This window comes from Rahnella sp. PAMC25617 (genome assembly GCF_050606005.1).
Classification (GTDB): Bacteria; Pseudomonadota; Gammaproteobacteria; order Enterobacterales; family Enterobacteriaceae; genus Rahnella; species Rahnella variigena.
This window is the reverse complement of sequence record NZ_JBOCUM010000014.1, coordinates 150682-163710: the sequence shown is the minus strand read 5'-3', so window position 1 is coordinate 163710 and position 13029 is coordinate 150682. Positions and strand designations below refer to the sequence as shown.

Here is a 13029-nt window from a genome sequence, read left to right as displayed (position 1 = left end):
ATTAATCATCGGTTTGATACTGAATCATATGTCGGTCTGATGGCCTGACCAGCAGACCACCTGACCAGACCGCGCATTAAGATTGAACTTATCACCGGCCATGCGTCAACTACATTCAGAGAATCAGTTAACAATTTTAAGGAAAACACATGGAACAGACATGGCGTTGGTACGGCCCGAACGATCCGGTTTCGCTTGATGATGTGCGTCAGGCTGGCGCCACTGGCGTGGTCACCGCCCTGCACCATATTCCTAACGGTGAAGTCTGGCCGGTAGAAGAAATTAAAAAGCGTAAGGCGATCATTGAAGCCAAGGGTCTGGTGTGGTCGGTTGTCGAAAGCATTCCGGTACATGAGGAAATCAAAACCCGCAGCGGAGATGTTGAGAAGCACATTGCTAACTATCAGCAATCTATTCGTAATCTGGCGGAATGTGGCATTTATACGGTCTGCTATAACTTCATGCCGGTTCTGGACTGGACGCGTACCGATCTGGGTTATCTGCTGCCGGACGGTTCACGCGCCCTGCGCTTCGACCATATCGCTTTCGCGGCCTTTGAATTGCATTTGCTCAAACGTGAAGGCGCAACGTCTTATTACAGCGCGGAAGAGCAGAAACAGGCGGCAGAATATTTTGCGGCGATGACGCAGGCAGAGAAAGACCAGCTGGTGTCTAACATCATCGCCGGTCTGCCGGGTGCAGAAGAAGGTTATACGCTGGATCAGTTCCGTGCCCGTCTGGCGACGTACGACGGTATCGATAAGGCCAAACTGCGTGAAAACATGGCGCACTTCCTGCGCAGTATTGTGCCAGTGGCGGAGCAATGCGGATTAAGTCTGGCGGTTCATCCGGATGATCCACCGCGCCCTATTCTCGGCCTGCCGCGCATTATCTCCACCATTGAAGATATGCAGTGGCTGAAAGAAACCGTCGACAGTATTCATAACGGTTTCTGCTTCTGCACCGGTTCTTACGGCGTGCGTGAAGATAATGACCTGGTGAAAATGATGACCGATTACGCTGACCGCGTTCACTTCATCCACCTGCGCGCCACGCTGCGCGAAGAAGTTCCGGGCAGCTTCCATGAAGCCGACCATCTGGACGGTGATGTGGATATGGTCGCAGTCATCAAAGCCATTCTGACCGAAGAGCAAACCCGCCGCCGCGCAGGTAATTTGCGCGCTATCCCGATGCGTCCGGATCACGGCCATCAGATGCTGGATGACTTGCACAAGAAAACCAATCCGGGGTATTCGGCGATTGGACGTCTGCGGGGACTGGCGGAACTGCGGGGTGTGGAGCGGGCGTTGAAACAGAGCTTCTTTGCCGAGTAAACTCGCGGGATAAATTAACTTCCGACTGAGATAATTTCGGTTTCTTAATAACGGTTATCACTCGGCCTTTCGCGCTGAAACCGACCAAGAGGGAAAAATGCTTTTTCCCTCTTGGATCTCCCTTCGCTTTTTCAACACGTGCTAACGCTCGCTGGCTATGTTTCAGTTACTGCAGTGACAGGCTGGAAAGCTTGCCGCTCTGCGATCCCCTCACTCGGTCCTGGAGCCTCTGGTCTCCAGCCCGCTCCGTTCAGCAAGCTTTCTGAATCGCCCGCACGATCTTAAATTCAAAAATGGAATGGATTTATCTTTTAGATAAGTTTATTGGCGCGATCAAAAATGGCACCGAATGAACGGTTCGAGACCTATGGCTCGAAACCTGAAATTCGGGAATCGCGCAGCGATGACATTTTGCGCCACGCACGATTGCGTCAGAACATGTCCGTCATACCCGCGATAGCGCGCAGTGAAAAAAGCGCGGAGTCCAGAGGCCCGCGCGTTACCGGGTCTCTGGTCGGTGTGGGCCGACGCCCACGACCTTAACCTTAAGGCCGGTTTGGGTGGCAACCCAAGGTGTTGTTGACCTTAAACGGCCGCCCCTTTTGCAGCGGCCCACTCTGCAAAAACTCAAAAATGATATGCCACCGCGTTTTCCTGCTCCGGCCACGGATGTGACTTGTACGGTTTAGCCGGATAGTTAATCTCAACACTTCTGCGGCGGAAATCACTTGGGCTCACCCCTACCCGTTTGCGGAATACCCGCGAGAAATACAACTGATCGTCATATCCCACCACACGCCCAATCGTCGCAATGGATTCCTGTGTGGTTTGTAGCAGCAGTTTGGCGCGGATCACCCGCTGATCTTCACGCCAGCGCAGGATGTTGATCCCCACCTGCTCGCGGAACAGATGCGCCAGCCGTGATGGCGACAGGCAAACATGACGCGCCACTTCGTCGATACGCAACTCTCCGGCCAGATTTCCGGTGATGAACTGGCAGGCTTCGATAACCCGCGGATCCATGATTTTTTGCGGACTTTGCGGATCTTCTTCCATTGCGCGCAGCAACAGACGCTCCAGCAGATTCATCCCTAACTCTTCGCAGAAACGACGGCCAGATTTTTGAGTTTGCTCGATATTGGCAAACAGGCGGTCGAATTCCAGTAATAAGGTGTTATTCGGTAAGGAGAGACGCCCGACGTCGCGGGTTTTAGTGTGCCACTCCAGCCAGTCGGCCCAGTAGGCACGCGGACGGAAATACACCCAGCGGTGGTACCAGGAATCGGCGTTAGCGGAACGGCTGTAGAGATGACGGGCTTTCGGCGGGAATAACAGCAGATCGCCGGGATTGCAGTAGAACGTATCTTCGCCGTCAAAGACTTTGCCCTGCCCTTTTACGGTCAGGTTGAGAATGTAACCTTTCATGCCACCCGGACGATCAATGGCGAAATCCAGTGGCCCGTCAGCAAGGATCGGTGTCATACCGGCGACCAGATAGGCGTTGAAACTGTACCCCGGTAACAGCGGGTTTTGCTGCTGATCCTGAATCATACGGTGATACATCGAACCTCCCGAAACTTCACGTGGCTATGGACTTTTTATCTATTCTAATCGGCGATGAAAACGCTGCCAATAAATGTTACTTTTTTGTGAACAACCACGCGTTTTTGCGGCATTTAACCGGTCTGAGCGTTAAATGCCGCGAGTAACAAGCTGTGAAAGCGTTATCACAAAACCCCGTTAAACGGTCTTTTTCGCTTTCTGTTTGTAGCGGTCGAAGATAACCGCCGCCAGCAGGATCAGACCACGTACCACATACTGCGAGAACGGAGATATATTCAGCAGGTTCATGGCATTTTCCACGGTACCCAGGATCAGGATCCCCGATACCACGTAGGAAATTTTACCGATGCCGCCTTTCAGCGAAACGCCACCCAGCACGCAGGCGGAGATGACGATCAGCTCAAAGCCCAGCGACGTCATTGGCTGGCCGCTGGTCATACGCGAAGCCAGAATGATCCCCGCCGCCGCCGATACCAGACCGGACAGAACGAAGATAATGATTTTAGTGCGCACCACCGGCACACCGGCCAGACGCGCGGCGTCTTCATTACCCCCAATCGCCAGCGTGTTTCGGCCAAACGTGGTTTTGTTAAGCAGCAGACCAAAGATAATCAGACAACCGACCGTCAGCCAGATTGGTGCGGGCAGTCCCAGCCAGTTGGCGTAGCCGAGTGCGAAGAAACGTTCGTCTTCGATGCCCACCGCTTTACCGTCAGAAATGATGTACGCCAGACCGCGCACAATCTGCATGGTGGCAAGCGTGGTGATCAGCGCGTTAATTTTCAGGCGGGCGATAACAAATCCGTTGAGTAAACCGGTCAGCATCCCAAGCAGTAAACCGGCAGCGACGCCAATCCACAGGCTTTCAGTCATATTAATGACCACCGCGGTTGTCACGCCCGCACAGGCGATAACGGAGGCGACAGACAAGTCAAAGTCACCGGAAGCCAGACAGAACAGCATCCCGCAGGCCACCATGCCAGACATCGAAATGGCCAGCCCCAGCCCTTTCATGTTGATGAAAGAACTGAAGTTCGGCACGAAAATCGAACAGGCGAGAAACAGTACGGCGAACACCACTAACATGCCGTAGCTGTCCCAGATACGCATCAGGCCTTGTCCGCTGCGCGATGCCGCTGAAGGTTGATCCGGTTTGGCTGAATTGGTTGTCATACTCGACATAATATTTTTGCTCCTCAGTCAGGCAGCGTCAGGGGCAGAATCAAGGTCTGGTGTCCGCAACATGGCGAGCCCCAGCGCTTTTTCTTCGGTGGCTTCATCGTGGGACAGTTCGCCGGAGACAGCGCCTTCGCGCATCACCACAATTCTGTCCGCCAGACCCAGCACTTCCGGTAAATCACTGGACGCAAACAGCACCGCAATGCCTTGTTTGGCCAGTGAATAAATCACGTTGTAAATTTCATGCTTGGCGCCGACGTCAATCCCGCGCGTCGGTTCGTCGAGCAAAATGACTTTCATGTCTTCCGACAACCAGCGCCCTAAAATGGCCTTTTGCTGATTACCGCCGGAAAGGTTCATGATGAGCTGCTGATCGCTCGGCGTTTTAATATTCAGCGCCTCGATGTGCTTGCGCGCATTTTTCGCTTCCCAGGCGTTGTTGATCAGGCAACCCGCTTTCACCGTTTTCCGGCGGGCGCTGATGTTGATATTGTCACGTACCGAGTGAACAGGAATGATGCCGTCGGCTTTGCGGTCTTCAGGGCACAGCATGATGCCCTGGCGGATCGCGTCTGCCGGTTTGCGAATGTTCATCACTTTGCCATCGAGGCGCAGTGTGCCGCCGGTGACGCGCGTGCCGCCAAATAATCCCTTCATCAGCTCACTGCGACCGGCGCCGACCAGCCCGAACAGGCCGACGATTTCGCCCTGACGCACGCTCAGGCTGATCGGTGTTTTCACGCCCGGTGCTTTAACCTGATCCAGCTGCAAACGTATTTCGCCGTGCGGACGCGGCGCGTAGCCGTAAATGTCGTCCAGATTACGGCCGACCATCGCCTGCACCAGCTTGCTGTTATCCACCTGTGTCATGTCGTCAAAGGTACGCACATAGCGGCCGTCTTTGAAAACGGTGACAGCGTCACTTAATGCAAAAATTTCTTCCATACGGTGTGACACATACAAAATCACACGCCCTTCTGCCCGCAACTCACGGATAACACGGAACAGTTGTTCGATTTCACGTGCTGAAAGTGAACTGGTCGGCTCATCGAAGGCAATGATTTTGGCGTTACGCGCCAGCGCTTTAGCGATTTCCACCATCTGCCACTGGCCGATGGAGAGATATTTCAGCGGGGTATCGGGATCGATATCCAGCCCGAGGTGTTCGAGCTGAATTTTGGTTTCATAGCGCAGCAATTTGCGGTTCACAAAACCGTGTTTGCTGGGCAACTGTCCGAGATAAATGTTCTCAGCCACCGTCATTTCCGGTACCAGATGCAATTCCTGATAAATTATCGCTACACCGGCATCGAGCGCATCGGTGGTGTTATTGAAAGCGACCTGCTGCCCTCTGATATGAATATTGCCCTGTGAAGGCTGATAGTTGCCGCTGAGGATTTTAAGCAGCGTCGATTTACCCGCGCCGTTTTCGCCCATCAGCGCATGGATCTGCCCGGCATAACAATTGAAAGAAATCCCGTCCAGCGCTTTCACGCCTGGAAAAGTTTTGCCAATGTCATGGAATTCCAGATACGGCGTGGCCGCATCAAACTCCGTCAGTGACGGTGTCAGCAAAGGCGTCTTGTTTGAAGATTGCTGAGTCATAGTGGCTACCTGGAAATTAAGTAAAGTTGAATGCACGCCACTGCACAACAGAAAACAGTTCGTAAAACTTCCTGTCGTCCGCCATGCAGCAGCGTCTCTCCCCTTCATACTTCAAGTCGCAGATGCGTTGGCTACGCTTACTCACCCGAATCACTTACTTATGTAAGCTCATCGGGACTCGCTCACTTGCCGCCTTCCTGCAACTCGAATTATTTAGGGGTATTGCTTGTTTCAACCACATCTGAAGATCACATAAGACCTTTCTTCTTCAGCTCTTCTTTGAAATTGTCGCGGGTGATCAGGACAACATCAGTGACTTCGGTGAATTTCGGTGGTTCAACGCCTTTGGTGACCCATTCGTTCAGCATCTGGATACTTTTATAACCGTGGATATCCGGGCTAGGTAACAGGGAACCGTAGAAGCCGGTTTGCGCGCTTTTTGACAGCTCATTCACGGCGTCCACACCGTTGATACCAATGCCAATCACGTTAGCGGCTTTGAAGCCCTGACCTTCTGTTGCCCGCACGCCACCGAGAACGGTGTTGTCGTTCATACCGATGATCAGCCAGTTCTTCACTTCAGGATGTTGGACTAACAGGGAGTTACCGGCATCCAGTGCGCCAGGGATATCGTTGGATTTGGTCGGAACTTTATAGATTTGTTTTTCCGGGAAACCGGCAGCTTTCAGTGCATCCATAGAACCGGAGGTACGGCGGCGTGCAGTGTCCAGCTCATCAGCGGTAATCGCCATCACGCCGGTATCTGCGACTTTCCAGCCACGTTTTTGCATTTCTTTATACAGTTCCTGTCCCTGACGTTCGCCAATTTTGGTGGCGGCCATCATCACCAATGGCACTTCTTCCATTGGTTTGCCTTTGGCATTCACGAACTGGTCATCCACCTGGATAACTTTCATGTCATAGCTGCGAGCTTTCGCCATGATGGCAGGCCCCAGACGCGGATCCGGCGTACAGATAACAAAACCTTTTGCACCGTTTGCCGCCAGACTGTCGATGGCATTCAGCGTTTTTTCACCGTCCGGTACAGCAATTTTGATGACCTCAAAGTTCAGATCCTTACCGGCTTTATCTGCAAAGCGCCATTCAGTCTGGAACCACGGCTCTTCAGGCTGTTTAACCAGGAAACCCAGCTTTGGATTTTCGGCTGCCATAGCTGAATGTGACATAACGGCTGCTAACCCTACCGCCGCTAATGCCTTAGTGAATTTATGCATGATGTTCTCCGACTTTTATTGTTGTTTTTCACAATCGCAGTCTCAAATCTGTTGGTTTGCCGCAATCATGAAAACGTTATCAGTAGCGTAAGGAAACAAAGTGAAAGTGCGGCGAAGTCCTGTGTTTAGCGGATTTACGTCACACTCTCTTGTAAGACGGGTTAAGTTTTAGCGGTAATTTTGCAGCGGAATGTAGAGCGCTATCACACGGCGGGAAAACAGCAGGTTTGTACATAGATATAGCGATTTTAGCCAAACGCTAACATTTGACCAACCTCACAGAAACATCATTGGGAGCAGATTTGTGCATACTTCCAGCTAACGCCTCCTCACTCACTTTTTTGCATCCTCCTACTGTTAGAGCAATTCGATTCGCCGCCGTAATGACTACGGCAAACCTGAAGGAGTGAGAAAGAATGACGCAAGGTGCGATTGCTCTTGGTCTTGATTTTGGCAGCGATTCTGTCCGGGCACTGGCTGTGGATTGTCAGACCGGTGCGGAGATGGAAACTGACGTGGTTTATTATCCGCGCTGGACTGAAGGCCGTTACTGTGACGCGGCAATAAACCAGTTCCGCCACCATCCGCTCGACTATATAGAAGCGATGGAGCAGGCAATCAAAAACGTCGTGCAACGTCTGGGCAGTGAACGGGCGGCGCGCGTGGTGGGGATCGGTGTGGATTCCACCGGTTCTACACCGGCTCCTGTAGATAATGAAGGCAACATTCTGGCGCTGAAGCCGGAGTTCGCCGAAAACCCGAACGCCATGTTCGTGTTATGGAAAGATCACACCGCCATCGAAGAAGCCGAAGAAATTAACCGCCTGTGCCGCAGCGGTGAATTCCCCGACTATTCCCGCTATATCGGCGGCGTTTATTCCTCAGAATGGTTCTGGGCGAAAATCCTGCATGTTTCCCGTGCGGACGCTGCCGTTAAAACAGCCGCGGCTTCCTGGGTTGAACTGTGCGACTGGGTGCCTGCCCTGCTTTCCGGTACCACGGCGCCGGACAAAGTGGTGCGTGGTCGTTGCAGCGCCGGACACAAAATGCTCTGGCATCCGTCATGGGGCGGTTTGCCACCAAAAGATTTCTTTGCCGCTCTCGATCCTTTGCTGGTCGAAAACCTGCCCTATCCGCTGTTTACTGACACCGTTACCGCCGAAAAGGCTGTTGGCACGCTGACCACTGAATGGGCAGAACGCCTTGGCCTGCCTGCTTCCGTGGTGCTTTCCGGCGGTGCATTCGACTGCCATATGGGCGCAGTCGGCGCGGGCGCACAGCCTTATACGCTGGTGAAAGTGATCGGGACTTCCACCTGCGACATTCTGATCGCCGACAAAGAGCGTGTAAACGACCGCGCGATTGCCGGGATCTGCGGTCAGGTCGAAGGCAGCGTGGTGCCGGACATGATCGGCATGGAAGCCGGACAATCCGCTTTCGGTGATATGTATGCCTGGTTCAGTCGTCTGCTGAGCTGGCCACTGATTCAGGCCGCTAAAGTGCATCCTGAAATGGCACCGCAACTGACCAGCCTGCAAAAAAATCTGCTGTCCGATCTCACCGCAGCGTGGGCGGCCAGTCCGAAACTCGATCATCTGCCGCTGGTGCTCGACTGGTTCAACGGTCGCCGTACACCGTTTGCCAATCAGCGTCTGAAAGGCGTCATCACCGATATCAATCTGGGTACGCAAGCACCGGAACTGTTCGGGGGCTTTATCGCTGCCACCGCCTTTGGCGCACGCGCCATCATGGAATGTTTCGAACAGCAGGATATTCCGGTGGAGAACGTCCTCACGCTCGGCGGTATCGCACGTAAATCACCGGTCATCATGCAGGTTTGCGCCGACGCGATGAACCGTCCGCTGCAAATCGTCGCCTCCGATCAGTGTTGTGCGCTGGGTGCGGCAATTTTCGCTGCCGTCGCCGCCGGGGAATTCAGCGACGTTCCGGCCGCACAGGAAAAAATGGCCTGCAGCATCGAGCGTACGCTGCTGCCAGATCCGCAGCGCGTCGAGCAATATCAGCGCCTGTACGAACGTTATCAGCAATGGTGTGCCACCACTGAACCGCTGTTTGCAGCGAAACCGGCACATTAATGTCTGTCACATAAATTGCTATTTCACACCTACGATATTCAGGAGTAATAAATGGACGCGTTTAAACATCTCGAAGTGTGGTTCGCCATTGGCAGTCAGCATCTGTACGGACCGGAAGCGTTGCGTCAGGTAAAAGAGAACGCCGAGAAGGTGGTCAGTAGCCTGAACAGCGAAGCCGGTTTGCCGGTTAAACTGGTGCTCAAACCACTGGTGACCACGCCGGATGAAATCACGGCGCTGTGCCGCGACGCCAACTACGACAATGCCTGCGTGGGGATCATCACCTGGCTGCACACCTTCTCTCCGGCCAAAATGTGGATCGCGGGCTTAAGCATTCTGCATAAGCCGTTGTTGCAGTTCCATACGCAGTTCAACGCTGAAATTCCGTGGGACACCATGGACATGGACTTCATGAACCTGAACCAGACCGCACACGGCGGTCGCGAATTTGGCTTCATCGGTGCCCGTATGCGTCAGCAACACACTGTGGTCGCGGGACACTGGCAGGATGGCGAATCACATCGCCGCATCGCCCAATGGATGCGCGTCGCTGCGGCGAAAAACGAAAGTCAGCATCTGAAAGTGGCGCGCTTTGGCGACAACATGCGTGAAGTTGCCGTGACAGAAGGTGACAAAGTGGCCGCACAAATCCAGTTCGGCTACAGCATCAATGCTTACGGCATTGGCGATTTGGTCAGCGTCATCAACGAAGTCAGCAAAGGCGATATCGACACGCTGGTGGAAGAATACGAAGCCACTTATCGCCTGACCGATGCGGTTAAACTTAACGGCGAACGTCGTGAAAACCTGCTGGATGCAGCGAAAATCGAACTGGGGATGACGCGTTTCCTGGAGCAAGGTAAATTCGGCGCATTCACCACTAACTTTGAAGATCTGCACGGTATGAAACAGCTGCCGGGGCTGGCGGTACAGCGTCTGATGCAAAAAGGCTACGGCTTTGGCGGCGAAGGCGACTGGAAAACTGCGGCGCTGCTGCGCATCATGAAAGTGATGGCCAGCGGCCTGAAAGGCGGCACGTCGTTCATGGAAGATTACACCTACCACTTCAAGCCGGGTAATGACCTGGTGGTCGGTTCGCACATGCTGGAAGTGTGTCCGTCGATTGCCAAAGAAGAAAAACCGTTACTCGATGCGCAATATCTCGGCATAGGTGGCAAAGCGGATCCGGCGCGTCTGATCTTCTCCACGCCGGCAGGCCCTGCGGTTAACGCCAGCGTCATCGACATGGGCGACCGTTTCCGTCTGCTGGTCAATCTGGTAGATACCGTAGAGCAGCCTCATCCGTTGCCAAAACTGCCCGTCGCCCGCGCTATCTGGAAAGCCCAGCCGTCACTGGCGACAGCGGCAGAAGCCTGGATCCTCGGCGGCGGCGCGCACCATACCGTGTTCTCGCAGGCGCTGGATATTGACGCGTTGCGGTTATATGCGGAGCTGAGCAATATTGAATTGCTGGTGATTGATAACGAGACGACGCTGCCGGACTTTAAGAATCAGATCCGGTGGAATGAGGTGTATTACAAACTTTGCAGTCGCTGATTTGCTTGCAGAAGGCCGCTGCAATGGCGGCTTACACTGCTAAAGCGAGTTAGCGTAAATTTCGGTTTTTCAATAACAGTTATCACTGTAGCTTTCGCGGCGAAACCGACCAAAGAGGGCTAAGACGAGCCCTCTTTGGAATCTCCACGTCTTAAACTCCCCGCTCCGCTCGCTGGCTATGTTTCAGAAACAACAGCGACAGGCTGGAAATCTTGCCGCTGCGCGGTACCTTCATTTCGGGATTGCAGCCTTGGGTCTGCAACCTCTCATTCAGCAAGCTTTCTGAAACGCCCGCATGATCTTAAATTCAAAACCGATGATTTTAGTCTTTTAGATAAGTTTATTGGCGTGCTCAAAATTCAGCTGAACGGAGCGGCTTCAAGACCTATGGCTTGAAGACCGAGAGAAGGCAGTGCGAAGCACCTGGATTTGCGCCACTCACCATTGCGCCGGAACATGTCCGTCATACCCGCGACAGCGCGCAGTAAAAAAAGCGCGGAGTCCAGAGGCCCGCGCGTTACCGGGTCTCTGGTCGGTGTGGGCCGACGCCCACGGTTTTGAAATTGAAGTTGAATTGGCGGCCGCCCGCCAGGGCAATTTCCACACCTTTCCAAAAGGTGTCATCCGTCCGTCACATTCCCCCTTTACGCTCACCCCCACAAATAAATCCCAAAGAGGATAGTACCAACCATGATCATTCCAGCTCATACCGGCGGGAATGCGCCTGCGCGCATGTCTTCTCCCCCTGCCATCGCTATTCATCAGGTGTCCCATTTCTTTGGGAGCAACCCGGTACTCAATCACGTCAATTTATCCGTGCCGGAAGGGACGATCCTCGCCCTGCTTGGCCCTTCGGGCTGCGGGAAAAGCACGCTGCTGAAAATGCTGGCGGGGCTACTCCATCCCGCGTCGGGGCAGATCAGTTTCGATGGCGAAATCGTCGCTAGCGGGAAACTCAGCGTGCCGCCGGAAAAACGCAATCTCGGGATGGCGTTTCAGGATTACGCCCTGTGGCCACACATGAACGTGCGCCAGAACGTCGCGTTTCCGTTGCAAATGCGCGGGATCCGTGGCGCGGCTCAACACCAGAAAGTGATGGCCGCGCTGGAACGCGTCGGGCTGGCGGATTTTGTCTCGCGCCGCCCTTCTGAACTTTCCGGTGGTCAGCAGCAGCGCGTGGCGCTGGCACGGGCGATTGTCGCCGAGCCGCGTATTTTGCTGTTCGATGAACCGCTGTCGAATCTTGACCGCGACCTGCGCGAAAGCCTGTGCGAAGAAATGGCGACATTGTTGCGCCAGCTCAGCACCACGGCGGTGTATGTCACCCACGATCAGCACGAGGCTCATGCACTCGCTCACCGCATTGCGCGCATGGACAAAGGCGCCATCGCCAGCATTGACCAGATTGACCCTTCCGTTGTTTCACCTTTTGTTGCTTAACCTTTGATGGAATGAAAATGATGAACCGCACACACAACACACAGACAAAAACGTTTTCCCGTACCAAAACAGGCGTAATGACAGCAATGACTCTTTCTCTCGCAATGGCAGCCGGCAGTGCTCAGGCACTGACGCTCTACACCGCCGGGCCGGGTTCACTGGCAAAAAAACTGGCAGCTGGCTATGAAAAACAAACCGGCGTAAAAGTCGATGTGTTCCAGGCAACAACCGGCAAAGTCATGGCGCGGCTGGAAGCCGAACAGGCGAATCCGCGCGCGGACGTCTTAATTTCGGCGTCCTGGGATACCGCAACCGACCTCGAGCAACGTGGCTGGTTGCTGGAATATCAAAGCCCGAATGCAGAACTGGTTCCGGCACAATTCAAAACGCCGTATTACGTCGCGCAGGGTATTTCCGCGCTGGGTATCGTGTGGAACACCAAAAGCGGTACTACCGAACCGAAAGACTGGGGCGATTTAGCCAAACCAGAATTCAAAGACAAAGTCACCACGCCGGACCCGTCGCTTTCTGGTGCCTCGTTAGATTTGCTGATCGGGTTACAAAATGCGCATGCACAGCAGGCCTGGAAGCTGTTTGAAGATTTGAAAGCCAACGGCATGATTATCGCTGGTCCGAATGCGCAGGCGCTGACGCCGGTATTGCAGGGGGCGAAAGCCGCGGTATTCGGCGCAGTGGATTATGTGTCTTATGGCAGCGTGCAGGACGGTGAATCCGTTAAAGTGATTTTCCCGAGCAGCGGCACGGTTATCGCGCCGCGTCCGATGATGATCCTCAAATCCAGCCAGCAGCAGAAAGAAGCCAAAGCATTCATCGATTACGCGCTCTCGCCTGAAGGCCAGAAACTGGTCGCCGATGCGTGGCTGATGCCAGCACGCACGGACATTGATGCCAGACGCCCCTTGTTTAAGTCATTGAAATTGCTACCAGAAGCTTCACAGGCTTCTGCATCCCGTAAAGACGTTCTCGAGCGTTTTGCGAAACTGTTCGGCCAGCAATAAT

The 13029-nt window shown here is 53.9% G+C and carries 9 protein-coding genes; 5 read left to right on the top strand and 4 right to left on the bottom strand.

Translation table 11 applies throughout. The features are described from left to right. Nucleotides 1–149 precede the first annotated feature (149 nt). On the top strand, nt 150–1334 hold the full coding sequence (uxuA, locus tag ACM615_RS18005; protein ID WP_112292001.1) for a mannonate dehydratase: 1185 nt from the start codon (nt 150–152) through the stop codon (nt 1332–1334). Nucleotides 1335–1961: 627 nt separating this feature from the next. Here the strand turns inward: uxuA and araC are convergent. The 4 genes from araC to ACM615_RS17985 form a co-directional block, all read right to left on the bottom strand. Then, nucleotides 1962–2897 (bottom strand): arabinose operon transcriptional regulator AraC, encoded by a 936-nt coding sequence (gene araC / locus ACM615_RS18000; protein ID WP_095922099.1) that lies wholly within the window; start codon nt 2895–2897, stop codon nt 1962–1964. A gap of 177 nt (nt 2898–3074) precedes the next feature. Beyond that, the gene (araH, locus tag ACM615_RS17995; protein ID WP_120164009.1) at nt 3075–4079 is read right to left on the bottom strand and encodes an L-arabinose ABC transporter permease AraH; all 1005 of its coding nucleotides are present in this window, start codon (nt 4077–4079) and stop codon (nt 3075–3077) included. An 18-nt stretch (nt 4080–4097) separates the two neighbouring features. Then, nucleotides 4098–5681: an L-arabinose ABC transporter ATP-binding protein AraG gene (gene araG, locus ACM615_RS17990; protein WP_112288540.1), complete on the bottom strand. Its 1584-nt coding sequence runs from the start codon at nt 5679–5681 to the stop codon at nt 4098–4100. Between the two features lie 248 nt (nt 5682–5929). Next, nucleotides 5930–6916 (bottom strand): arabinose ABC transporter substrate-binding protein, encoded by a 987-nt coding sequence (locus ACM615_RS17985; protein ID WP_112288541.1) that lies wholly within the window; start codon nt 6914–6916, stop codon nt 5930–5932. Between the two features lie 416 nt (nt 6917–7332). Here ACM615_RS17985 and ACM615_RS17980 point away from each other — a divergent pair, with 416 nt between their 5' ends. The 4 genes from ACM615_RS17980 to ACM615_RS17965 all read left to right on the top strand — a co-directional run bounded on the left by ACM615_RS17980 (nt 7333) and on the right by ACM615_RS17965 (nt 13028). Then, the gene (locus ACM615_RS17980) at nt 7333–9012 is read left to right on the top strand and encodes a ribulokinase (protein ID WP_431012264.1); all 1680 of its coding nucleotides are present in this window, start codon (nt 7333–7335) and stop codon (nt 9010–9012) included. Between the two features lie 51 nt (nt 9013–9063). Next, nucleotides 9064–10569: an L-arabinose isomerase gene (gene araA, locus ACM615_RS17975; protein WP_132964023.1), complete on the top strand. Its 1506-nt coding sequence runs from the start codon at nt 9064–9066 to the stop codon at nt 10567–10569. 690 nt (nt 10570–11259) lie between these two features. Further along, nucleotides 11260–12009, top strand: a complete 750-nt coding sequence (locus ACM615_RS17970) for an ABC transporter ATP-binding protein (protein ID WP_431012263.1) — start codon at nt 11260–11262, stop codon at nt 12007–12009. 77 nt (nt 12010–12086) lie between these two features. Further along, nucleotides 12087–13028 carry an ABC transporter substrate-binding protein gene (locus ACM615_RS17965; RefSeq protein ID WP_431012334.1) on the top strand — a complete coding sequence of 314 codons (942 nt, stop codon included), beginning with the start codon at nt 12087–12089 and terminating at the stop codon, nt 13026–13028. Nucleotide 13029: the final 1 nt, after the last annotated feature.